Genomic DNA, 22,059 nt, shown 5'->3' on the forward strand with positions numbered 1-22,059 from the left:
GCGCTTGCAGACAGGGCCGGCACATCCAGCATCCTCTGTGCCTGACACCCGGCATTCGCGACCGTTGGTCGCTCCTACAGCCGTGTGTCGAGACCTGTGCCGTAGGAGCGACCAGCGGTCGCGAAAGGGCCGGCACAGTCATCATCTTCGGTGCCTGACAACCGGCATTCGCGACCGTTGGTCGCTACAGGGTCGGCGTAGCCGGTGGGGCTGGCGGTTCTTCTTCCATTGACCGCTCCGGCTCCGGGGTGAGGTCGAGCAGGTCCGGCAGATCATCCTCGACCTCCGCGTCCTCTTCCACTGACGCCACGGCTTCGACAGGCGCATTGGCCAGCGCCAGCAGGCTGGGGTCGGTTACCCCGGTCAGTTTCTTGCGCAGGCGCTGCAAATCGTCGACGCCGAGTTTGAGCAACCGCGCCGGCTTGGACTTGAGCAAGACATTGACACTTTGTTCATCGCGCAGCCGGGCCATCTCGCCCGCCAGGTTCATGGCCAGCACTTCGCGGGTGAACACCCCGGTGTTGTACTGGTAGATCGCCGCAATCAGCTCACGCAGCTCCAGCGGCAGGCGCCAGCGGGTGCGCAGCGCCGAGCCGAAGGCGGCCGAGTACTGCTGCAGCATCTGGGTGATCAGCGGCTCGTCCAGCTTGCCGCCGTTGAGCAGCCACTCCTGCAAACAGCCAAGCACCGCCAGGTCGCCCAGCGACTGCAGCAGCCCGGCGGTAAAGCAACGCTCCTGGTTCAGCTCCAGCATGCGCGCCAGGATGCGGGCGTAGTCGCCAGTGCGCTGGGACATCAGCCATAACTCGCTGGCCTTGGCCAGCAGCCCGTCATGGGTCAGCACTGCCACGCGCTTCTTACCCAGGTTGGTGGCGATCTGCGCACTCTGGCTGGCACCCAGCAGCGCCATTGCGCCACCCAGGCTCTGGATCGGCTTGCCCAGGTGCTGCGCAGCCGTGTTGGCCGCCGCGATCAGCACCGCCGTGATGTGCGGGTCGTTGCGCAATTCCTGTTCGAGCAGATGAATGTCCAAGCCCTTGGCGCCCTGGCTCAGGCCCAGCGCCGACTCGACATCCACGAACAACGGCGCGCTGTCGGCCGTTTCCCGGCGAGTGTCGAGGAACTTGTTCAGGGTCATGCCCGGCACTTTCACCGGCCCCGTGGTCGGGCATTCGAGCAACAGCCCGCGCAGCCGTTGGCGCAGGCCTTCGTTGTCCAGCGGCTTGGTCAGGTAGGCGGTCGGCAACAGCGGCAGGACTTCGCGCACACTGGCGGCATCACTGCGGCTGCTGAGCAGAATGAACGGAATCGGCGGTTGGCGACGCAGCTTGCGGATGCCGCGCAACAGGCTCAAACCATCGATGGACGGCAGTTCACGCGACGCAATGATCAGGTCGGGCAAATGGCCTTTCATCCATTCGATGGCCTGCCGGCCGTCGGTGCACACTTCCAGTTCGACATCGGCACGCACGCTCAGGACCAGATCACTGAGGTTTTCGCGAATCCAGGGGTCGGACTCCGCGATCAACACCCGCGGTACGCCAAGCAAATCTACAGCGGTCATCATGACTCTCCGACATCGATGCCTTCACCTTAGCCAATGCCGTCGCCGGTATATACCCATAGGCCGAAAAAAGACCGGCAGCGCAGAAAAAACCCAGGCGCCAGAATCGATGCAGAATCGCGCAGGAGCGACCAGCGGTCGCGAAAGGGCCAGGCCAGGCACAGCACTTTGCGCGCCTGATAGCCAGCAGGTTTTGATCCAGAACACGGCGCATACCCCGTAGGAGCGGCTTCAGCCGCGAATGCTACGAATGACGCGAATTCGGCGGTGCCTGTGTTCCCGACTGAAGTCGGTCCTGCAATTCCTACGAGGCACTGGCCAAAAAAAACCCGCCGAAGCGGGCTTTTCATTCAGCCATCAGGCTCATGCCAGTTCGTCGAAGCACTCGGCGATCAGGGCGATGCCTTTTTCCAGTTGCGCATCAGGAATGGTGACAGGCATCAGGAAGCGGATCACGTTGTAATACGTGCCGCACGACAGCAGGATCACGCCCTTCTCACGGGCACGGGCCACAACCTTGCCGACCAGCTCGGCAGCCGGCTTGTTGTGGTCGCCGCCTTCGAACAGCTCGATGGCCACCATCGAACCCAGGCCGCGCACGTCGCCGATCACCTTGTGCTTCTCGGCGATCTGGCGCAGGCGGGCCTTGAGGATCTCGCCCACGGCGTTGGAGCGCTCCAGCAGATTCTCTTCGTCGAACACCTTCAGCACGGCCAAGGCCGCGGCGCAGGCAATCGGGCTGCCGGCATAAGTGCCGCCCAGGCCGCCCGGGGCGATGGTGTCCATGATCTCGGCCTTGCCGCACACGCCGGAGATCGGGAAGCCGCCGCCGACCGACTTGGCGAAGGTGGTCAGGTCCGGCACCACGCCCAGTTGCTCGGTGGCAAAGAAGGTTCCGGTACGACCGGCACCGGTCTGTACTTCGTCAGCGATCAGCAGGATACCGTGCTGGTCGCACAGGGCGCGCAGGCGGCCCATGAAGGCCGGCGAGTTGACGTAGAAACCGCCCTCGCCCTGCACCGGCTCGATGATGATCGCCGCGATGTCCTGAGGCTGGGCATCATTCTTGAAAATGCGCTCGATGCTGGCGATCGACTCGTCTTCGCTCACGCCATGCAGCTCGCACGGTGCCTGGGCGCGGAACACGCCAGCGGGCATCAGGCCCATGCCGGCCGAGTACGGCACCACTTTGCCGGTCAGCGACAGGGTCATCATGGTACGGCCGTGGTAAGCGCCGGTGAAGGCGATCACGCCAGTACGGCCGGTGGCGGCACGGGCGATCTTGACGGCGTTCTCGACCGCTTCGGAGCCGGAGGTCACCAGCAGGGTCTTCTTGGCGAAGTCACCCGGCACGCGCTTGGCGATTTCTTCGCACAGCTCGATATAGGGCTCGTAGGCCAGCACCTGGAAGCAGGTATGGGTCAGCTTGGTCAGTTGTTCCTGAACGGCAGCAATCACCTTGGGGTGCAAGTGGCCGGTGTTCAGCACCGCAATGCCGCCCGCGAAGTCGATGTACTCACGGCCTTCGACGTCCCACACAGTGGCGTTCTCGGCGCGTTCGGCGACAATCGGGTGGATCTGGCCGACACCACGTGGAACAGCGGCGGCACGGCGTTGCAGCAGGGATTCGTTGGTCTTGCTCATGGTTTCCTCATTCGCCGCTCATCGTCGGCGTGTGGCAAGGATCAAGCGGCGGGAATCACCGGGCCAGCATACGATGATCGACTGGCAAGGCTTTCCGGCCACCATTGGGTCGGGCTACAGCAAAAAAACCGATGGAGCGTCGCTCTCGCGCCCCATCGGTTGCAAAGACCTGCTGCCGGAATCAGACCGACAGGCAGAGGTATTTGATTTCCAGGTAGTCTTCGATGCCGTACTTGGAGCCTTCACGGCCCAGGCCCGAGGACTTGATGCCGCCGAACGGCGCCACTTCGTTGGAAATCAGGCCGGTGTTGATACCCACCATGCCGTACTCCAGCGCCTCGGCCACGCGGAAGACACGGCTCATGTTCTGCGCATAGAAGTACGAAGCCAGGCCGAACTCGGTGTCGTTGGCCATCGCGATGACTTCGGCCTCGTCCTTGAAGCTGAACAGCGGCGCCAGCGGGCCGAAGGTCTCTTCCTTGGCCACGGCCGCGTTTTTCGGCACGTTGATCAGGATGGTCGGCTCGAAGAAGGTGCCTTCCAGGCTGTTACCGCCCGACAGCACCTTGGCGCCTTTGCTCAGGGCGTCGGCGATGTGTTCCTTGACCTTGGCCACGGCCTTTTCGTCGATCAGCGGACCGGTGGTGATGCCCTCTTCCAGACCGTTGCCGATCTTGAGCTTGGCCACCGCCACTTTCAGCTTCTCGGCGAACGCGTCGTAGACGCCTTCCTGCACATAGATGCGGTTGGCGCAGACGCAGGTCTGGCCGTTGTTGCGGTACTTGGAGATGATCGCGCCTTCGACCGCCTTGTCCAGGTCGGCATCGTCAAACACGATGAAGGGCGCATTGCCGCCCAGCTCCAGCGACACTTTCTTGATGTCCTGGGCGCATTCGGCCATCAGCTGGCGACCGATCTCGGTGGAACCGGTGAACGACAGCTTGCGCACGATCGGGTTGCTGGTCAGCTCGCCGCCGACTTCACCGGCGCTGCCGGTGACCACGCTGAACACGCCAGCCGGAATACCGGCACGCTCGGCCAGCTCGGCCAGGGCCAGGGCGGAATACGGGGTCTGCGAAGCCGGCTTGAGCACCATGGTGCAACCGGCGGCCAGTGCTGGACCGGCCTTGCGGGTGATCATGGCCGCCGGGAAGTTCCACGGGGTGATGGCGGCGGTGACACCGATCGGCTGCTTGAGCACGATCAGGCGCTTGTCTGGCTGGTGGCCCGGAATCACGTCACCGTACACACGCTTGGCTTCTTCGGCGAACCACTCGATGAACGAAGCGGCATAGGCGATCTCGCCCTTGGCCTCGGCCAGCGGCTTACCCTGCTCCAGAGTCATCAGGCGCGCCAGGTCGTCCTGGTTCTCGATCATCAGCTCGTACCAGCGACGCAGCTTGGCGCCACGCTCCTTGGCGGTCAGAGCACGCCAGGCCGGCAGCGCCTTGTCGGCGGCCTCGATGGCACGACGGGTCTCGGCTGCGCCCATCTTCGGCACGCTGCCCAGCACCTCGTTGGTGGCCGGGTTGTTGACCTTGATGGTCTGGCCACCGTCTGCGTCCAGCCACGCACCGTTGATATAGGCTTGCTGGCGGAACAGTTTGGAATCCTTGAGCTGCATGTCGGCCTCCTGAATAGCACCGCGCAGACGCGGAGCGGGCTGATAGAGAAATGGCGCCCTGACTGGGCATCACTGAAATTTTTATTCGCCTTGACCTGGCGCACGAAGCTTAACAGGCAGAAAGGCCGAACAGGAGCGTTTGAAATCTCAAACGAATCCTAGGGATTGTGCCGGTAAAGGACAATAGGGCGTTCGGAAAAAAGAACAGATTGGCACGGATGGTCAGTTTTTCGTGCGTCGATGTCAGGTATAGGCAATGAAATGTGCGAAATCAACAACACACGCTCGCCAGCATGGACGTGTGCGCGAGAGATGAGTATTATGGCGCCCGCATTGCACCTGTAGCTCAGCTGGATAGAGTACTGCCCTCCGAAGGCAGGGGTCATGGGTTCGAATCCCGTCAGGTGCGCCACCTTCTATCCCTTGTATTACAAGGGGTTAGCTCCACTGCCAGAAACCTGTCCTAGTCCTGAAAGTCGTTTTTGCCACAAATTTGCCACACTCAAGTGTGGCGGGAATGGTCGAAATGGCAACAATCAGGAATCGCGGCGAGTATCAGTGGGAAGCGCAAATTCGCCGTAAGGGCTATCCAGCCCAGCGAAAAACCTTCGAAACCAAATCCGATGCCCAAGCCTGGGCACGCATGATCGAAAGCGAAATCGACCGGGGCATCTTTGTCTCTCGCGTCGAGGCTGAACGCACTGCCTTTCATCAACTCATTGATCGCTACATCTCCGAAATTGCTCCGAAGCACAAAGGCGCGTATTCGGAAATCAAACGCCTGGAAGCACTCAAGCGTCATCCGCTGGCGACACGCATCGTTGCGACCCTCACCTCTTCCGACTTTGCCCGTTACCGCGACGAGCGCCTGAAGATTCGCAAGGGCAATACGGTGAAGCGTGAGCTGGCTTTGTTTCAGGGCGTGATCGAGGTCGCTCGCCGGGAGTGGGGAATTCACCTCGCGGAAAATCCGGTAAGGATGGTCAGCCGTCCCAGCTACAACGACGAGCGCTCGCGACGCCTTGACCCGATTGAAGAGCAATACATGCTCGGCGCGCTAGAGCTTCGTGAGCGACGTGCTGATGGGACCTACGCCGATGCATCACACAATCCCTGGATACGGCCCATCGTCCAACTGGCGATTGAGACAGCCATGCGCCGTGGCGAGATTTTCGAGCTGCGCTGGAAGCATGTGAACCTGGATCGTAGAACCGCGCACCTACCAGCGACGAAGAACGGACTGCCGAGAACCGTCCCACTTTCACCGAAGGCTATTCAACTGCTGAAGGATTTGCCGCGCTCGCTGTGCGGGCGAGTTTTCCCCACCACTGCCGATGCACTCAAGAAGGCCTTCGTGAGAGGTCTGGAGCGTGCGAGGCTGAAATACTTGGGAGATTGCAACGTAGCGCAGGTCACGCCTCAGGAAGACTTCCTGATCAATCTGCGCTTTCACGACCTGCGGCATGAGGCAACCTGTCGGCTTGCGACCAAGCTGCCGAATTTGATCGAGCTCGCGAGCGTGACGGGGCATCGGGAGGTGAACATGCTTAAGCGGTACTACAACATTACTGCGGAGGAGCTGGCGGCGAAGCTAGCATAATACCTATAAGCCTTGGCAGCCAGATTGAGCAAGCGCCGTCTCTGGAGCTGATTCGAATGTGCAGTCCATGGATAATCTCCAAACGCGATCACCTAACTTGCCTAGAGCCTTAGCAGCGGGCTGCCCTGGGCTATCTAAGTCAAACTCAGAAGAGTTTGGCTTGAGAGAGTCTGTAGCAGATAGCGCCTCGTACTGCTCCATTTCGTAATGAGCCGTCGTCATGAAGATCCTGATAGCTTAATGGAAGTCTCTCATGAACCTTTCCAGATCGCGCTCGGCATTGTTAGCATTGAATATGACCTCTTCGAAAAGAACTCTCATAAACTGATAGTCATTTCTTTCAAAATCATAAACCGAAAAAGGTGTCGACTGACCATCGCTACCATTCAACCGGAACCAGAAGCTACTTACTTCTCTATCCGGATCAAATTCCGAGGATATATATAGGCTCATGTCGTTGTGCGAAGCAATAAAAGACCCTCCCTCCCCTGGAATCCATTGCAATTTGTTAGACTGAGTTTGCTTTAGGACAAACTCCATAAAAACCTGAAATCTAGAAGGTATCATACGACCTCACTTTTATAAGTGTTTTTCGAAGCGGAATACCTAGACAAATCGTCATGCATCCGCTTCAATACATCAATAGTTGTTTTATAGGGATGTTCTCGCGAGCCGTCCTGCCCACCAACTTGTGGAGCATTTTTATAAGCGGCCTGTGCGTTACCTTTGGGTTTACGAACAGCAGCAACGTGCTCATAAGAGTTCAAAATCAGAATATTATTATCGTGTTCTGGCGTGTTTTTCCCGTTAGTGAACACAGCAAAGTAAATATGTTTTATCCTAGATATAAAAATCACTGGGACTGCCCTATTATTTCTAAGCTCAGCCACAGATGAATTAATTATTTCAAGACAGGAATTGACTTCCTGAAGCTCCAGCTGCAGCTTCAGACCATTGTAAGATTTGGCCGCAGCTTTAGCCATGTCGTCTGAAACTGATCCTAGTCTTGCGATTTCAAAAATAGCTACAAACAAACCATAGACGGTAACCCAGAACCCTACGAAAGCCATCACATCTGTGTCTTTCTCTGTAAGCTTCGGATAGTTTGAATTAAGAATAACAGCTAATAGCAACAGGAAAATCAAACTGAGCAAATGTACAAATCGACTTTTCAAACATCCTTTCATTTAATATTCCGTTCATTGTCAGCTTAATATTAGCCACACCAGAATTACAACCAACCACTAGGGCTACCTTCTTAAACTGTTATTTTTGCGTGCCCATCAAGGTATCTGAGCAACATTATCACGACAGAAACAAATCAGCTAGCTAGCCGAATAGCAAGGCGGCGTTCGCCCGCCTTCGTCTCGCCGCGTGCCATTTTGACGACCTTCCCTCCCCATTCGAAAAGCTGCTGGCAAGCCAAAATGGAGCGATTAATCAGCCAAAAGAGGTCATCGAGAGTAAGACCTTGAATCATGCATATCAAAACCAAGCGCTAGGCCAAGCTCTGTAGCACCCGAGTTTGTCCGCAATCGAGTAGCCGTAGCCTGATCGCGCTCACGCTGCCTAAGCCGATAAACCTCATAGAAGCATGCGACAACCTGTTCCCTGGTCAAATCAGGGAGCGTCGTCCGACGCTTGAGGGTGTTCACTATTTTCCGTGCGCAAAGCTGAGCTGCTTCTCGCTCATACGACCGGAAAGCCAAATCGCGGAAAGCCCACATGCTGATCCAGCCGCTTGATAACGCCCATAGCGTCAAACGCTGATGGGTCGACCAAGCCATACGCGTGTGGCCGCTCAAGTACCTCCGGAGAATCCGGCCGTCCGCGTCTTTGAATCCGTAAATTCCCAGCTCTGTCAGCAACCGCTCAAGAGCTACGCGCGACATCCCTGACTTGCGCAAAATGGCTGAGAACAGGTACTCAAGCAGATCCACGGGGACGCGGACAACAAAGTTTCTCCGGCTCGTTTCCTCATGACGTTTCAGTTCACGAAAAACAAGCTGGAAAGCTTCATCCGGGTCGACATCTGCATCGGGAATGTGTGGTTGCATGGAACCATTCTTTGGCTAATTCGCGCATCTGTCAAAAAGGTGTCCTAGTGAATCTGCAGTCGCATGGCGAAAGCTGGAGGCATTCCATAGCAGCCTAGCGAGAGTCACGATGAGCATCGATTACGAAACCATTCAAAAAGTTCAGAAGCTAGCAGATGACGTACTGATCGGCGTTGCCGAGGTCGCTGCATTGACAGGCTTCAGCGCTCTGACCGTGCGTCAGCGCAAATTGCCGGGGCTTGAGCCCGTTCCCGGCCTGTCACGCTTGCGATGGCGGCTAGGTGATCTCAGACAGTGGATGCGTACCGGGGCAATCACATCGGCTCCTCTCCTCAAGCAAGCCTCGACCGAAGGAACACATAAAGTCGGGCGCCCTACCAAGAAGTCTCAGGTGGAGGCTCGGAAATGAGTGAGCTGGAATTGTCGGTTGATGTCGCCACCGGGCAGGAACCACAGGATCAATTGAAATCCAACACCTATTGGTTTCACATTTTCCAGGCCATGGTGGATCACGAACTCGCAAAGCTAGGACCGTATGCATTCGCGGTCTACTGCGTGATCAAATCCCACTGCGATCTCAGAACGGGACTCTCGATTCCTTCAATCCCAACCATCGCTCGCAAAGCTGGGATCAGTCCGCGCCAGGCTATGCGCGAGATCAAAACGCTTGAAACCCGAGGCTACATCAGCAGGACGCGGTCCCGTAAACATAACGAATATAAGCTCACGGAAAAAATCGCAATTAGCGACTCGCAAGGCAGACCCAGAGGCCAAGCACAGTGGGAGTACCGTCCAGCCCAGATCAAAAGCACGGTTGATGAACTGAAACGTATGCTCTTCAACAGGGAGGCAGTCGGCCAAGGTATTCACATCGAAAACCTACAGATCATCGAGAACCAGACCAACATTGGCTTCCAGATTAGCCAAGCTGACTTGGATCATTTGGCCGAGAGCAATCCGGACATCTACACCAAGCTGCTGTCTATCCGGAACTCGATCCGGGAGCGCAAGGCGACCAAGACATGAGTTATACACAGGACCGCCAGTCACGTGACAGGGTGGCATGCATGCGCTCGCGTCAGGTGACTGTGTGACATGTGTAACCTGATTTGAGGTGACACAGAGTCACCCATACAAGAAGAGAAAAAAACATATCAATTGGAACACCCTTGCTGCTCGCGACCCGACAAGATCTAGGAACGCGGCAAGCCATGATAACGATCCGCAGGAGGTCTCAACGATGATCCAACCATCAGATGCTCATAGACTGGAAATCGCCCAGGACGTCTTGGGTTGCTTGATAGCGCTCCGTTCCGAATCGATTTTCTACGAGCGGAAGAAAGCCCAACCGAATGTTGAAATCATCAGCCAGTGGAAAGCAGAGCGGAACACCCTCTTCGACCTGACCCGCAGTTTGGACTGTAACGACCGGGATACCATCGAGAATGTCATCGCGACCTATGGCCCCTCTGCCAGAGCTCTGTTTGATCAGGAAGGTAGTATGAGCAGCTAGCCCTGCGCACCGGCTACCCAAAGGGCGTATCAGTTAAGGCGTTCCACTTTACTGACATGCGTTCCGCCGCCCTGAGATGCTGCACTCAATCTGAATTGGGCGGCGTGGAGCGTCTGGCAGGTTTTGACTCGGGAATGAGCTCAGGTATCAGATTGAGCTCTCCCGCATAGACCATGAGGGTTCCGCACCTGGTAAACGGCTTACCACCGTTCATCGCGTCTACAGATTTCCGTCGCAGTGCAAGCGACCACATTTTCTTCAGCCAGCTTTCACTCATAGCGTTTACTCCAGATATGGATGACGTACCCAGATTTGCCTACCGAATGCCTCCCTCAGCATCGCCAGATATACCTCTCCCTGTGCTACCAGATGTTTTTCTCTTTACCCGAGTGATCCTGGCACAGTCACCAACGGCAACTGCGCGCACGTCACAATACCAACACCATCACAGCCAACGCCCTCCTTTGTACAGCGTCGTGTTGCCGTGTTTTCTGAAAATTACCGCGCTCACTTCGCAAAATATTTTGATGATCAATTTTGTTAGGGCGATGGCGTCTGACTCTTGTGTTTATCGAGTCATTGGACGATTCCCCTGCCCCCTCCCCAACGATGCTTTTGTTCATCAAGGTCCAAGAAATCCAGCACATACGTACAGACAACTTTTCTGACCAAAATCGTTCACAACGGCTGCAACCATTTGGTGGATAGGAACTGGGACAGGGTAGGGTTTGTACTCCCGCCATGAATGGCGTACGTACAACCGGCAACGCGGCAGTCGTTTCACTTCTTTGCTTTGCCTACCGTCCCTGCTCAGGGCGAGCCCCGAGACCCCACTACGCCGATTGGCCGGAAAGTTTTGGTGGAATTCGCTCCCGCCGGAGGTTCATAACTCGGTAGAGATGCCCCACAGCGCAAGAACCTCATGCTCCGCCAGACCTTCCCCCCGCTGAGCCAATCCGAGGGGCGAAATGAGCGCCTCATGCTCGACGATTTGCTGTTCAAGCAACCGCCCTAAAAGCAGCAGCTCTCCCTGTGCTTCAAGTGCGCGAAGCTGTTCGGGAGAATTAAACGCCCAGCGGTCAAGAATCTGCCAGCCGCATGCATTATACGAAGTGGAACGGCGGACAGACTCGATGGCCGTAGCCGCCAGGACGCCAGACGCGATTCTCAATGGCATGTGCTCAATGAGCATGTGCAGATTCCCTTTTTTGTAGGCAATGGATCATTCGTGTGTTCTGTGCAATGGAAGATGGTCTGAAGCCACCTTTGCGCCTCAGTTCTCGAATGTGAGCGAGCGAAAAACCGAGAGTGGATAGGACGGCAACATCGTCAGAGGCCAGCGCTTGATTGGCCAAACGCATAGTGGTGTTGGCTTGCTTCAGTTGAGCGATATCTACCTGCCAAACGCTGCCTGCAGTTACGTCCGTCATCGGGCTACTCCGAATGAGTAAGTGAAGGCTCCATCAACCAGCTAAGTGCTGAAGATTGAATGCAGCCGTGCCTCAGTATTGGTCACGTCCGCCGTTTTAAGCGCGAGGCTGAACGTCGGAATTGCCAAATCGCTGGTCAACAGCTCCAATCGATGGTTGCTCTTGCCGACTGGAAGGATGCGCCAGGACTGAATCTCATCCAAACGGAAGAGATGACCGTCCTGACCCACGGGGTAGGCCAGCAACATTTTCGATTCCAGGTCGACACCAACGTAGGCGTCATTGATCTTCGCGAACACCTCCACGTGCGGGTGGAACCCTTCAGCCTGATAGCCAGCGACCATTCTCCTCAGCTTCTCGGCACAGCGTTGGCTGATTCGGGAGAACAGCCATACGCCCCCTACGAAGTAGAGAACCAAAACCCAGAACAACCAACGAATTGCTGGGTCTTCGCTACTGGTCAAACCCAAAAAAATGGCAGGTTGAAGCCAGAAAAAACCACCACAACTAGCAAAAGCGCACCCACCGGCAAACACCCGACGGCCCATGCCACGCGAAACAACTCCCAGATAAGTCTCATGCATCCTCCTAAACCAAACGTGCACGAATACGAATACGAATACGAATACGAATACGAATACGAACAAAATAACTGAAAATCAGATATCCGGAAAGCAGATATAGCTTGTTAGCCGAACCATGATGGGATGCGGCTATGACCAAGGCTATTTATCGACGTGAGCACGTTATCTTTCTGCAGGTACTAAAGCGAATGCGCGTTGAATCAGGGCTGACCCAGGCCCAGTGCTCCGCCGCGCTAGGAAGGCCGCAGTCATTCATGAGTGATGTCGAGAGAGGGGTAAGACGGCTGGATACGGTTCAGCTTCGTGACTTGTGCCTTGTTCTGAATAATGACCTAGTAAGCTTCGCCACCACGCTCGAGGCCACCCTCAGGGAGGGATTATGAAAGGGCGCGGAATACAGGTACAAATTGACGGGGCTTGGAAAACGGGCGTTCCGTCTGGGTTGCGCTTCAGATAGTAACCGCTGCCAAAATCAAGCAGCCCACTTTCGTCCCTCGCTCGCATAGTCCACTATCAACTCGAATACATTGTCGCACTTCTCTTTAAACGTTACACGATCATAGCTATCAGGAAGATTACTGTGTAGAACCTGCTCCACTGTAGTTCTAACCACACGTTTACTTTGACCGTCCTTAAACCAATCCTGCACTAAAACTTTAGGCTGGCCTTTCAAAAGTCGAATCAAAAGAGACTTGGCTGCCAATTTAACCTTTTGATTTTCCTCAACTGTCATATTTTCTTTCTTCAGAAGATCAAACAGCTCCAACTCGTCTTCGCTCAGTCCCTCTTGAGTATGACGCTCTGCCTCGGAGCTAAGTGCTTCGAGGTAACGCATCAACTCCTCGTGATAGTCTTCAGTAGCAGTACCACCGGAGTTATAACGGTCAATAATCTCCTGCAAGCGTTGCGCAAAGTCGCTACGGGTTTTATTGGCGGCCAGCATCTGCGCCACCTTTCTTTCCAGAAATCCACGCAGATCGGCGATCTCAATATTCTTATAAGTAGTTTTCTTGAACTCTTCGCGTAGCTTGTCGAAATCAATCTTGCTCAGATCCCACGTACGACCTTTCTTTACGATCTGATAGCAGCCCTGCGATTCTTGTTGGTGAAAGGCTTCGGCGTTATCCACCACTACACTTTCATCCAGTAGTTCATCGATGCGCCGCGTCACTACATCGATATCCACATGCTCTACCAGGCTATCAACCACCCCGCGCAGATAATCAAATGCCGCCACTATACGTACTAATGAGTTACCAAGAATTTCCGGTTTGCATGCCTCATATAAGGCAGTAATCGTGTTTTGGTATACATTGAAGGTTTTGCGCCACTCCTCGCTGCCGAGCAAAATGTTAGCGAATTCATTGAAGCGGCTGAGACTCTTGAAGATCTCCTCACGCCCAAGAACCTCTTCCAAAGCAATGTCACGCTCGCGACAGTAGCCCAGCCCCTCAGCAATGGCGTCGTCCAGCAACCCGCGCAGCACACTTTTATCCTGCACAGGTGGTTCATCGGTGCCTTCTTCACCTTGAGCGTAATCCTTCAAGGCTTGCTTCATATTGCGGAAGACATTGTAATAATCGATGATTTCGCCATTGCCTTTGCTCACACCGTTGATCTGATGCGAGGTCACACGGTTAGCGCGGGCGATGGTCTGCATCAAGGTGTGGCCCTTCATGGGTTTATCGAGATACAGGGTGGACACGGTCGGCGCATCGAAGCCGGTAAGCCACATGGCGCAGACAAATACCAGTTGCAGAGGATGCTCTGTGTCTTTGAAATTGTGCTCTACATCATGACCATGCGCATCCAGAGCATTCATACGCTGGCGATGTCGGGAAATTTCTAGACCCTGCAGCTTAAACTTTCCCTCTTCACCAGCCTCCTCGCTGATCACAACGGCCATCTGCACATCGTGCATATAGCCGACGATCTTTTTCAGCCGGGCTTTTTCCACCTCATTGGGCGTGTCCTTGATCCGCCCACGCAGAGCTTTCAGTTCTTCCTTCCAAAGCCGCTGTACCTTGTCGTGCAGCTTTACCGCAGTGAACTTGTCCACGGCGATGACGATGCCCTTGCCCAGGTAACCACGGCGCGGAAAGTGGTAGACGATGTCGCGGGCGATGGTCTCCAGGCGGTCGTCGCGCTTGATCACCTGCACTTCCTGAGCGAACTGGCGTTCGAGCTTTTCCTGCTGCGCCTCGTCGAGGTTTTCCTCTTCGAGGATCTGGTAGAACTCCTCGCTGAGGTCGTCGTTCTGGATCAGCACCTCGGGCACGCGCTTCTGGTAGAACAGCGGCACGGTGGCGCCGTCGTCCATCGACTGCTGGAAGTTGTATTCGGAGACGTAGTCGCCAAACCACTGGTTGGTCTTCCGCTCGCGGCCCAGCAGCGGCGTGCCGGTAAAGGCGACGAAGTTGGCCTGAGGCAGGCCGGCGCGCATGTTTTCCGCCAGGCTCTTGTACTGGGTGCGGTGCGCCTCGTCGACGATCACCACGATATCGTCGCGATTGGACAACAGCGGGTAAGCCTTGCCTTTGTCGTAGCGGAATTTCTGGATCAGGGTGAACACCAGGCGCTTGCTCTGACCGAGGAAGGCGCGCAGCTCCTCGCTGTTTTTCGGCCGAGCGGCCTCGTGGCTTTGCACTGTGCCGGTATTGAGGAAATTGCGGAAAATTTGCCCGTCGAGATCGTCGCGGTCGGTGACCACCAGAAAGGTGAAGTGTCCCGGTAGTTTGCGCAGGATCTTGCGCGCATAGAAGATCATCGAAAAGCTCTTGCCAGAGCCCTGGGTGTGCCAGAACACCCCGAGTTTGCCTCTTAGTGCCTTGCGCTGCTGGAAGCGCGCGAAGGCGCGATTGACGCCGATAAACTGGTGGTTCTGGGCGATGATCTTTTGTGTCTGCTTGTGGAACAGCACATAGTTTTCCATGTAATCCAACAGCCGCTCGGGGGCGAGCAGACTGTCAATCACCCGCTCGATGCTGGTGCCTTGCTCCTTGATCTGTGCGCGGTCGAGCTTTTCCTTCTCGTCATCCACTCGCAGCCAGCTGAAAAAGTGCTCCCACTCCGCGGTCAGGCTGCCAATGCGGGTTTCTAGGGCATTGCTAAGCACGCAAAAGGCGTTGGTGAGGAACAGTTGTGGAATGGTTTGGCGGTAACGCACCAGATTGTCGTCGTAGGCATTGCGCAGTGGAATTTTGGCGTTTTTCAGCTCGATAAATACCAGCGGAATGCCGTTTACATAGAGCAGCACATCCGGGCGCAAGTACCTATCGTTGATGCCCTTGATCCATAGCTGGGTCACGGCAAGAAAGTCGTTATTGCTCACCTTCGAAAAGTCGATCAGTCGCAGCTGCTCCTGCTGCCATTGATCATCCTGTTGGAAACGCACGGCGATGCCTTCACGCAGTATCGCATCCAATTCGCGGTTGGCGGCGACCAGGGTCATGGCTTGGCGTCGCTCAGAAAACTGCGCCAAGGCCTGTTCCAGCGCCGCATCGGGTATGTGCGGATTCAACCGCCGGGCGGCGGCCTGCAATCTGTCGCCGAGGACTACATCGCGCTTGTCGCGGCGGCCGGAGCCGTCTTGCAAATCACCGGGCTGCGCGGTCATGCAATTGAGCAACTCATAACCGTACTGCTCGTGCAGTCGCACCAACAGAGTACTTTCGATATCGTCCTCGGAAAACAGATTAGGCATGGACTACTTCCTGGCGGGCCGTGTCGGCCTCGCGCATGCTGGGGGGAAACTGGATGTCCAGTTGGTCGACGGGTAGTTTGCCGGATATTAGGCGGGGCAAAAGCTGGTTTCTGGCTTCGATCAAGAGCTGGTTTGCCTTTGAGAGCTTCAGCATTTTTTGCAGAAGCGTGGACGCAGATTTATCAAATTCTTCAAGAGTGGCTTTGTCTGGTAAGCCGATTTTTACAGCATCGAGTTCTTTGCGCTTAATGTGCTTCATCGTTGAACCCGTGGTTAACGAATCAAAAATGGGCAGGCAGAATTTGATTGATAAGTACAAAAAGCTGCTGGGAACGCCTTCAACAGGCGCAACCTTGAACAAATGCTGGTTCAAAAGCCCCTGGCCTTGGTCCCACACCTTTACGGCCAGGGTTGCAGACCACGAAAAAATGATAGCTCCGTCATCGAAGTGATATTTCTTGGCAATTGACTCACCACTGTTTCGTGGGGTGTCAGCCGTAACCCCACCATTTATTTCCTTGATCTTGATGACCGGGATGCCGTCTAACGATAGATCGGATGGCTTAAACGCATAGCCGTTAAGGTATGTTCCAAGAGATCCAAGCCCTGTTTGCTTCCAGTCCACAGGCATCCCTTTCTCGAACCTCGCATGCTGATTCCCAGGAAAGCGAAAGCGCACAAACCATTCGCGGTAAAGCTCCTCGGCCATCCGCTCCAGCAGCTCGATACGGCGCCGGTTGATATCGATCAGATCGTCGTAGGAGGAGAGAACGGCGGCAATCCTCTCTTGCAGAGCAAGATCTGGACAACGTACTTCAATTTTTTCAAATACGGATTTCGGGACTATCGGGGTGTCAATACCAGAATTATATGAAAAAATAATCCGCTCGTAAGTTCGGAGCAGGTAATACACAAATCGGTAATTGTGCCTTTCGTTCGGTACAACTGTATTTATCTGCTGATTAGTTATGCACGGCCGCGTCGTTATACCCATTTTGCCAAAGGCAAAGCTCAGGCTGGTGAACATAACCGAATTTTCTGGAATAACTTGGCCTTTGAATTTTTCCAAGGCGCGCGTGGTTATTTGGGTTTCAGTTTTAGAGACAAAACAGCTGTCTCGTGTCAGGTCTTTCGGCGACACAAAAAGCTCATCGCCTCCATAGTATTCAGCGCTTCCGGTGGGCGGCGTTTTTCCTGTGACCACCCGTCCCACCTGTTTGATAGGAATAACATTCCAGCCACTCATCAGTAGCGCTCCTTGTGGGTACGAACCGTACTGGCAAGCGTACTCAAGACTCACCAGCCAGTTGACGGATATTCTGAGCGATGACGTCTTCTAGCTGGCGGGCCTCGCTGTTGAGGCGAATCAGTTCGTCGTTCATCACCAGCAAGCCGTCGACAAACTCCTTTTCGGTCTTGCCGTCTTCCTCGATCACCACACCGACATAGCGGCTGGGGTTAAGCGAGTATTCCTGTCCCTTAACCTCTGCTGGGCTAGCCAGCTTGCACAGGCCGGTGACGTCTTCGTACTGGGCAGCGGGGAAGCGTTCTTGCAGCCAGTGGATATGCTGGAAGTAGGTTTCCGCGCCCTTTACTTCGCCATGCGATTTTTCCAGGGCGGTTTTCAGGGCTTTGGTGTCGCGGTCGATACTGGCTCGTTTGCCTTCGGCTTTGGCGGCTTCGGCCAGACGCTTCTCGTGCTGACGCACGGCCTTGTCCAGGCGCTTGAGGTTGGCATGCAGGCCGGCGAAGAAGGGGTCGAAGGTTTCTCGCAAAGCATGCTGGGCCTGGTTTTTGGCATCTACTTCAACATTGCTAAGGTGCGTGGCTTGGTAGTCGGCGTAGGCATCCTGCAATGGTTTCAGTTCGACCCATTGCTCGCGCAGGTCCTGCACAGCATCACGGCCTTCGGCTTCCTGCAGCAGATGCAGCAACTGCTCGGATAGAGGTTGAATATGTGGCTGGTTTTCCGCCAGACGTGCCACACCGGCGGCGAAGTAATAGTCGACCAGGCGCACGAACTCGTCACGCTGACCGCGGTGCAATTTGCTGATGATGGCGACGTTCTGCACTTGTTCGTCATTCAGCTCGCGCAGTGAGCGGGTGAGCTGGGTGAAGACGTTGCGTGCGTCGATAAACAGAATGCGGTCGTCTAGCTTGGCCTTGTCGAAAAACCACAACGTGGCTGGCAGGGAGACGGTGTAGAACAGGTTCGATGGCAAGCTGAGCATGCCGTAGATCAAGTTTTTTTCAATCAGCGTCTGACGAATCTCGGCCTCGGAGTGGCGAGCGTCGGACGCCGAGTTGGCCATGACCAGCGCGGCACGACCTTTGGGTTTGAGCGAGGTGGCAAACAGATTGATCCACAGGTAGTTGCCATTGGGTACGGTTTCCTTGCCTTCTTCGCCTTTCTTGACTTTGGATTTGTTACGCGGAATGCCATAGGTGTTGAAGCGACGGTCATTCTCCACAGATGCCAGTGATACGTCGTCGACGTTGAATGGCGGATTGGCCATCACATAGTCGAACTGGCCGAAGCTGTTATGCGGATCTTCGTAGTAGCTGTTGGCTTGCATAATGGTGCCACGTAGGCCGTTGACAGCCAAGTTCATCTTGGCCAGCTTGACGGTTTCCAGGGTCTTCTCCTGGCCGTAGACGTAGATATTGCTGTCCCTGGCGTGATGGACGTCAGCACGGTGCTGCTCAATGAACTGAGCGGACTGCACAAACATTCCCGCTGAACCACAAGCTGGATCGTAGACCTTGCCACCGTGGGGCTCGATGATTTCCACCATCAGCTTGACCACCGAGCGCGGGGTAAAAAACTCACCGCCGCCCTGGCCTTCGGAGAGGGCGAACTCGGCGAGAAAGTATTCGTAGATTTGGCCGAAGATATCGCCACTGGCATTCTGGGGAATGTCGTTGAAGGTACGCAGCAGCTCTTTGGGGATGCCCTTATTCTGTGCCGAGCGGGTAAGCCGGAAGTATTCGTCCTGGGGTAGCACGCCCTGCAGCTCAGGCTTGTACTCTTCGATGGCCTTCATCGCTTCTTTTATAGCCCCGGCGATGTCCTTGCTTTCTTCCAGATTGAGCAGGTAGTCGTAACGGGCATGGTCGGGCAGGTAGAAGCCGCACTTCTCAATGGCGATATCCGCCAGCGACTTTTCCATGCGGGTGTCTTTGTAGGCGAGAAAGTCGCGGTGGATGGCCTTCTCGTGCTGCTTGAACTTGTTGTCGGCGAACTTGAGGAAGATCAACCCCAGAACGGGTGTGGAGTATTCGCTGGCCTTGAGGTCGGAGTTGGCTCGCAGGTTATCAGCGGCACGCCAGAGGTCGGCTTCGAGTTTCTTCAACTGCTCTTGGGTCATGGAGGTCTGCTTAGGGTATTCGGAGTTGTGCTCAACGTATTGTCAGAGAGTATCCCAAAGCTCGCAGGGGGGTTCCAGTCAATCGCTGTCACTTACGCCGAGCGCCATGTCATATGGGGGGGTGCAGCGAAGCTCAACGCACTCGCGACATCTATAGTTTTGCCACAAATTTGCCACACTCCGCTGGCTAATTGTGGCGAACGCAAGCTTTCCCCAGCTAACACAACTCATTGATTTCCCAGCTAATCCCCGCTAACGTATTGATTCTAAACGTCGACTTTTAGGACTCCGAAGGCAGGGGTCATGGGTTCGAATCCCGTCAGGTGCGCCATCTTTCCACCCCTTGTGTCACAAGGGGTCAGCACTTCCGCTAAAAGCCTGTCCTGATTCTGAACGTCGTTTTTGCCACCGTTGAACGTGACGCGAACGCTCAAGTCGGCAGCCATCAGCAATCACGGTACAGCCCCCAAACAACCGAATCCGATGCCCAAGCCTGGGCACGCATGATCGAAAGCGAAATCGACCGGGGCATTTTTGTCTCTCGCGTCGAGGCTGAACGCACCGCCGTTCATCGACTTGTTGATCGCTACATCTATGAGATCGCTTCGAAGCACAAAGGCGCGTATTCGGAAATCAAATACCTGCAAGCACTCAAGCGTCATCCGCTGGCGACACGCATCGTTGCCATCCTCACCTCTTCAGATTTCGCGCGTTACCGTGACGAGCGCCTGAAGATTCGCAAAGGCAACACGGTGAAGCGTGAGCTTGTGTTGTTTCAGTGTGTGATTGAGGTCGCTCGCAGAGAATGGGGAATCCCTCTCGCCTAAAGCTATTCACTGGCTGAAGGGTTTGCCGCGTTCATTATGCGGTCGAGTATCCCCCACCACTGCGGATGCCCTCAAGAAGGCCTTCACACGCGGCTTGGAGCGCGCGAGGACGAAATACTTAGGCGATTGCTGTGCTTTTGCATTTGACGCTCTCAATACACTTTTAGATAGCCGGCCATGAAATAGCGTCAGAGCTCAACCATGCTATTCGGTCCGACTTAACCAGAGGATTTTTAAAAAAATCTTCAACTGCCAGCCATGCTTTTTTGGGTTGTATAAAAGAACCCGCAGGAACAAATTGGTCGTCCCCAAAGTCTTCAACATGATTCATTTTCGGTTGATCACATATTGAGAAATATTCAGCCCCCCTGCGCTCACCAGCAGCTCTAAAGTTGTACCTAACAGAAACACCGAGTTCTTTGTTCTCCAACACGGCCAGCTCAGACTTGTCACCTTTATCACTGACAAAGCTAAAAACCCCATCACCGCCCCCTTTCTGCCACATCGAAGGCTGATAGTTTAAAAAAAGTCGGCATAAAACTGCAGCTTTGGATTTTCATCCACATCTTGATCCAGGAAAATACATTTGAATTCAGACATGCCAACCTCTACCGTGCCCTGGAGTTAACCGTAACTTTTTCGCCATTTTCAATCACCCCATTGATAACATCAATCTTCATCTCATGCATAAGTTCAGGTAGAGACTGTTTGCAGGTGATCGCATCTGGTTGGCTGATTCCCAGATCTTGGCTGCTAGCTGTTGCTTGTTCACGGCGAGTACTTTTAGGGATTTGATCAGGCAAACCGGATGAAATGTTCGGCCTTGAGCAGGGCTGAGCCGGCAAAAGGATGAGATTTCAATAATGCGCCGAAGTATCGCACCCGCAAGGTGCCCATGAAAAGCTATGAGTACGGTTAGCGGGTGGATACCGTCCCAAACTGCAGATGGGCCAGAGTGTGTAAAAACGCTTCGTCAAAATTGAAGTGTGCACGTCTACGTTAAATCTGAAATTTATCGGCACCTCTGCAGATGTGGATTTCGCGTAGAAACGCGATTTCCAGTCCGATTTTGAGCACCCGCTACATCTATGAGATCGCTCTGAAGCACAGTCCGACCCGGCCATGATGAGCGACAGCCCAGTCAACTCAAACGCTGCCCTCACGCTCGATAACCAGAATCCGTGCTTCTCCACGCGGGTGCGCAACATGTTCACATCCAGCCCCTGCGTAAAACACGTCGCCAACCATCAGGGTTACGAGGTGCTCAATGCCCGACTCGCGATAATGCATATCTACCGTGCCGTCGAGGACTGCGAACACTTCCTCACCATCATTGACATGCCACTTGTAGGGTTGGTCAGTCCAGTGAAGACGGACGGTGGTTCCATCCAGGTTGGCGATCTCGTCAGCCCCCCAAGCGCGCGTGGCGGTGAAGTCTTTGCTACGAATAACTCTCATCGGATTTCAGGTCTCGAGCAGGTGGTGATTTGTACCCTATCAGAATCTTTGACCCTCGACTGCTGGACGAAAAGAAGACCTGGACTGAACGGGAGCTGATGGCTGCCTTCTTTTTCGTTAGGTTTTGTACGAAAGAATATTGCGACATACAACGGCCAGAAGCTGCCAGTCAGCGGCGTCGACTGCTACTCTCCGCCTTTCTGGATTCAGCGTTGCTTATAACCTGAGGTTGTATGAATAACCAACTTGCCATTTTGATAAGCGATTACCAGGCACGTGTTAGCACCGCTGTGGACATGATGCATCGGTCTGGCATCCCGCAGCCCTTGACCAATACAGATTGGGTGGGGACTGACATCCCTCAGCACGGAGAGCTAGAAGGCGGAGTTCGTTACTTCAAGCACGGCTATGGCTGCGCAGTCAGCCTCCCCACAGGTACAGTAGACTTTGACTTTGGGGCGCAGGGTGAGATCAATGGCTTCGACGCGTGGCGACTTGCCGGTTTTGCAGGCGACGCACTGCCGAAATACGGTTTTGCTGATGAGGATGCACTCATAGAGTGCTTCAAAGCAGAAGTTGCCGCCGGTTCTCTCGTGTATTCCGGGTACATTCTCTATTACCTGGCGGACGACACCTGACACTGTCTGTCGACAGGGTCCGTTCTGGCCATGTATTAATTTCCCAGCC

General features: G+C 54.9%; 19 protein-coding genes and 1 tRNA gene. 8 read left to right on the top strand and 12 right to left on the bottom strand.

Translation table 11 applies throughout. The annotated features are described in order from the left end of the window. Window positions 1–184: 184 nt before the first annotated feature. From DGA31_RS07810 to gabD, 3 genes are all read right to left on the bottom strand, one after another. Window positions 185–1,567 carry an HDOD domain-containing protein gene (locus tag DGA31_RS07810; RefSeq protein ID WP_109512146.1) on the bottom strand — a complete coding sequence of 461 codons (1,383 nt, stop codon included), beginning with the start codon at window positions 1,565–1,567 and terminating at the stop codon, window positions 185–187. Between the two features lie 360 nt (window positions 1,568–1,927). Beyond that, window positions 1,928–3,208: a 4-aminobutyrate--2-oxoglutarate transaminase gene (gabT, locus tag DGA31_RS07820; protein ID WP_109512147.1), complete on the bottom strand. Its 1,281-nt coding sequence runs from the start codon at window positions 3,206–3,208 to the stop codon at window positions 1,928–1,930. A gap of 181 nt (window positions 3,209–3,389) precedes the next feature. After that, window positions 3,390–4,832, bottom strand: coding sequence for an NADP-dependent succinate-semialdehyde dehydrogenase (gene gabD / locus DGA31_RS07825; RefSeq protein WP_056841245.1), 1,443 nt, complete (start codon window positions 4,830–4,832; stop codon window positions 3,390–3,392). A 335-nt stretch (window positions 4,833–5,167) separates the two neighbouring features. Here gabD and DGA31_RS07830 point away from each other — a divergent pair. Continuing rightward, window positions 5,168–5,244 (top strand) — tRNA-Arg (locus DGA31_RS07830). Between the two features lie 105 nt (window positions 5,245–5,349). Beyond that, a complete protein-coding gene (locus DGA31_RS07835) occupies window positions 5,350–6,432 on the top strand; it encodes a site-specific integrase (protein ID WP_241509545.1) in 1,083 nt (360 codons plus the stop codon). Window positions 6,433–6,995: 563 nt separating this feature from the next. On the opposite strand, the gene DGA31_RS29550 is transcribed toward DGA31_RS07835, so the two are convergent. After that, window positions 6,996–7,619, bottom strand: a complete 624-nt coding sequence (locus DGA31_RS29550; RefSeq protein ID WP_152035002.1) for a hypothetical protein — start codon at window positions 7,617–7,619, stop codon at window positions 6,996–6,998. A 267-nt stretch (window positions 7,620–7,886) separates the two neighbouring features. Next, the gene (locus DGA31_RS07845) at window positions 7,887–8,489 is read right to left on the bottom strand and encodes a hypothetical protein (protein WP_109512149.1); all 603 of its coding nucleotides are present in this window, start codon (window positions 8,487–8,489) and stop codon (window positions 7,887–7,889) included. Window positions 8,490–8,598: 109 nt separating this feature from the next. On the opposite strand from DGA31_RS07845, the gene DGA31_RS07850 reads away from it, so the two are divergent. The 3 genes from DGA31_RS07850 (at window position 8,599) to DGA31_RS07860 (ending at window position 10,002) form a co-directional block, all read left to right on the top strand. After that, window positions 8,599–8,898 carry a helix-turn-helix transcriptional regulator gene (locus DGA31_RS07850; protein WP_109512150.1) on the top strand — a complete coding sequence of 100 codons (300 nt, stop codon included), beginning with the start codon at window positions 8,599–8,601 and terminating at the stop codon, window positions 8,896–8,898. After that, window positions 8,895–9,515 carry a helix-turn-helix domain-containing protein gene (locus DGA31_RS07855; RefSeq protein WP_109512151.1) on the top strand — a complete coding sequence of 207 codons (621 nt, stop codon included), beginning with the start codon at window positions 8,895–8,897 and terminating at the stop codon, window positions 9,513–9,515. The genes DGA31_RS07850 and DGA31_RS07855 overlap by 4 nt, the downstream gene beginning before the upstream one ends. A 214-nt stretch (window positions 9,516–9,729) precedes the next feature. Beyond that, window positions 9,730–10,002, top strand: a complete 273-nt coding sequence (locus DGA31_RS07860; RefSeq protein ID WP_109512152.1) for a hypothetical protein — start codon at window positions 9,730–9,732, stop codon at window positions 10,000–10,002. A gap of 883 nt (window positions 10,003–10,885) precedes the next feature. Here DGA31_RS07860 and DGA31_RS07870 read toward each other — a convergent pair. Together DGA31_RS07870 and DGA31_RS07880 are read right to left on the bottom strand one after the other, a co-directional pair. Beyond that, window positions 10,886–11,194: a hypothetical protein gene (locus DGA31_RS07870; protein ID WP_109512154.1), complete on the bottom strand. Its 309-nt coding sequence runs from the start codon at window positions 11,192–11,194 to the stop codon at window positions 10,886–10,888. A gap of 279 nt (window positions 11,195–11,473) precedes the next feature. Then, window positions 11,474–12,016, bottom strand: a complete 543-nt coding sequence (locus DGA31_RS07880; protein ID WP_241509546.1) for a hypothetical protein — start codon at window positions 12,014–12,016, stop codon at window positions 11,474–11,476. Between the two features lie 131 nt (window positions 12,017–12,147). Here DGA31_RS07880 and DGA31_RS07885 point away from each other — a divergent pair, with 131 nt between their 5' ends. Continuing rightward, entirely contained in the window at window positions 12,148–12,399 is a 252-nt protein-coding gene (locus DGA31_RS07885) for a helix-turn-helix domain-containing protein (RefSeq protein WP_109512156.1), read from the top strand. A gap of 89 nt (window positions 12,400–12,488) precedes the next feature. Here the strand turns inward: DGA31_RS07885 and DGA31_RS07890 are convergent, their stop codons facing one another. Genes DGA31_RS07890 through DGA31_RS07900 form a run of 3 tightly spaced genes read right to left on the bottom strand, consistent with a single transcriptional unit; the run spans window position 12,489 to window position 19,087 of the window. Next, window positions 12,489–15,719 carry a type I restriction endonuclease subunit R gene (locus DGA31_RS07890; RefSeq protein WP_109512157.1) on the bottom strand — a complete coding sequence of 1,077 codons (3,231 nt, stop codon included), beginning with the start codon at window positions 15,717–15,719 and terminating at the stop codon, window positions 12,489–12,491. Continuing rightward, window positions 15,712–16,965 carry a restriction endonuclease subunit S gene (locus tag DGA31_RS07895; protein WP_109512158.1) on the bottom strand — a complete coding sequence of 418 codons (1,254 nt, stop codon included), beginning with the start codon at window positions 16,963–16,965 and terminating at the stop codon, window positions 15,712–15,714. The genes DGA31_RS07890 and DGA31_RS07895 overlap by 8 nt, the downstream gene beginning before the upstream one ends. Before the next feature lie 43 nt (window positions 16,966–17,008). Continuing rightward, window positions 17,009–19,087 (bottom strand): type I restriction-modification system subunit M, encoded by a 2,079-nt coding sequence (locus DGA31_RS07900; RefSeq protein WP_109512159.1) that lies wholly within the window; start codon window positions 19,085–19,087, stop codon window positions 17,009–17,011. A gap of 503 nt (window positions 19,088–19,590) precedes the next feature. Between DGA31_RS07900 and DGA31_RS07910 the strand changes: the two genes are divergently transcribed. Further along, the gene (locus tag DGA31_RS07910; protein WP_241509547.1) at window positions 19,591–19,914 is read left to right on the top strand and encodes a hypothetical protein; all 324 of its coding nucleotides are present in this window, start codon (window positions 19,591–19,593) and stop codon (window positions 19,912–19,914) included. A gap of 163 nt (window positions 19,915–20,077) precedes the next feature. On the opposite strand, the gene DGA31_RS29555 is transcribed toward DGA31_RS07910, so the two are convergent. After that, window positions 20,078–20,419, bottom strand: coding sequence for a hypothetical protein (locus DGA31_RS29555; RefSeq protein ID WP_152035003.1), 342 nt, complete (start codon window positions 20,417–20,419; stop codon window positions 20,078–20,080). Between the two features lie 641 nt (window positions 20,420–21,060). Then, window positions 21,061–21,372, bottom strand: coding sequence for a cupin domain-containing protein (locus tag DGA31_RS07915; RefSeq protein ID WP_109512161.1), 312 nt, complete (start codon window positions 21,370–21,372; stop codon window positions 21,061–21,063). Between the two features lie 233 nt (window positions 21,373–21,605). Here DGA31_RS07915 and DGA31_RS07920 point away from each other — a divergent pair, with 233 nt between their 5' ends. Continuing rightward, complete coding sequence (locus tag DGA31_RS07920; protein ID WP_109512162.1) at window positions 21,606–22,010, top strand: DUF6896 domain-containing protein; 405 nt, start codon at window positions 21,606–21,608, stop codon at window positions 22,008–22,010. Window positions 22,011–22,059: the final 49 nt, after the last annotated feature.

This window comes from Pseudomonas ovata (assembly GCF_003131185.1).
GTDB classification, from domain to species: domain Bacteria; phylum Pseudomonadota; class Gammaproteobacteria; order Pseudomonadales; family Pseudomonadaceae; genus Aquipseudomonas; species Aquipseudomonas ovata.

What these genes read in the sequence shown, in the direction of transcription:
- DGA31_RS29555 (WP_152035003.1), bottom strand. Translation starts at nt 20,419, where the DNA reads ATGTGGCAGAAAGGGGGCGGTGATGGGGTTTTTAGCTTTGTCAGTGAT.
- DGA31_RS07870 (WP_109512154.1), bottom strand. Translation starts at nt 11,194, where the DNA reads ATGCTCATTGAGCACATGCCATTGAGAATCGCGTCTGGCGTCCTGGCG.
- DGA31_RS07850 (WP_109512150.1), top strand. Translation starts at nt 8,599, where the DNA reads ATGAGCATCGATTACGAAACCATTCAAAAAGTTCAGAAGCTAGCAGAT.
- DGA31_RS07900 (WP_109512159.1), bottom strand. Translation starts at nt 19,087, where the DNA reads ATGACCCAAGAGCAGTTGAAGAAACTCGAAGCCGACCTCTGGCGTGCC.
- DGA31_RS07915 (WP_109512161.1), bottom strand. Translation starts at nt 21,372, where the DNA reads ATGAGAGTTATTCGTAGCAAAGACTTCACCGCCACGCGCGCTTGGGGG.
- DGA31_RS07845 (WP_109512149.1), bottom strand. Translation starts at nt 8,489, where the DNA reads ATGCAACCACACATTCCCGATGCAGATGTCGACCCGGATGAAGCTTTC.
- DGA31_RS07910 (WP_241509547.1), top strand. Translation starts at nt 19,591, where the DNA reads ATGATCGAAAGCGAAATCGACCGGGGCATTTTTGTCTCTCGCGTCGAG.
- DGA31_RS07860 (WP_109512152.1), top strand. Translation starts at nt 9,730, where the DNA reads ATGATCCAACCATCAGATGCTCATAGACTGGAAATCGCCCAGGACGTC.
- DGA31_RS07890 (WP_109512157.1), bottom strand. Translation starts at nt 15,719, where the DNA reads ATGCCTAATCTGTTTTCCGAGGACGATATCGAAAGTACTCTGTTGGTG.
- DGA31_RS07810 (WP_109512146.1), bottom strand. Translation starts at nt 1,567, where the DNA reads ATGATGACCGCTGTAGATTTGCTTGGCGTACCGCGGGTGTTGATCGCG.
- DGA31_RS07880 (WP_241509546.1), bottom strand. Translation starts at nt 12,016, where the DNA reads ATGCATGAGACTTATCTGGGAGTTGTTTCGCGTGGCATGGGCCGTCGG.
- DGA31_RS07920 (WP_109512162.1), top strand. Translation starts at nt 21,606, where the DNA reads ATGAATAACCAACTTGCCATTTTGATAAGCGATTACCAGGCACGTGTT.
- DGA31_RS29550 (WP_152035002.1), bottom strand. Translation starts at nt 7,619, where the DNA reads ATGAAAGGATGTTTGAAAAGTCGATTTGTACATTTGCTCAGTTTGATT.
- DGA31_RS07835 (WP_241509545.1), top strand. Translation starts at nt 5,350, where the DNA reads ATGGTCGAAATGGCAACAATCAGGAATCGCGGCGAGTATCAGTGGGAA.
- DGA31_RS07885 (WP_109512156.1), top strand. Translation starts at nt 12,148, where the DNA reads ATGACCAAGGCTATTTATCGACGTGAGCACGTTATCTTTCTGCAGGTA.
- gabD (WP_056841245.1), bottom strand. Translation starts at nt 4,832, where the DNA reads ATGCAGCTCAAGGATTCCAAACTGTTCCGCCAGCAAGCCTATATCAAC.
- gabT (WP_109512147.1), bottom strand. Translation starts at nt 3,208, where the DNA reads ATGAGCAAGACCAACGAATCCCTGCTGCAACGCCGTGCCGCCGCTGTT.
- DGA31_RS07895 (WP_109512158.1), bottom strand. Translation starts at nt 16,965, where the DNA reads ATGAGTGGCTGGAATGTTATTCCTATCAAACAGGTGGGACGGGTGGTC.
- DGA31_RS07855 (WP_109512151.1), top strand. Translation starts at nt 8,895, where the DNA reads ATGAGTGAGCTGGAATTGTCGGTTGATGTCGCCACCGGGCAGGAACCA.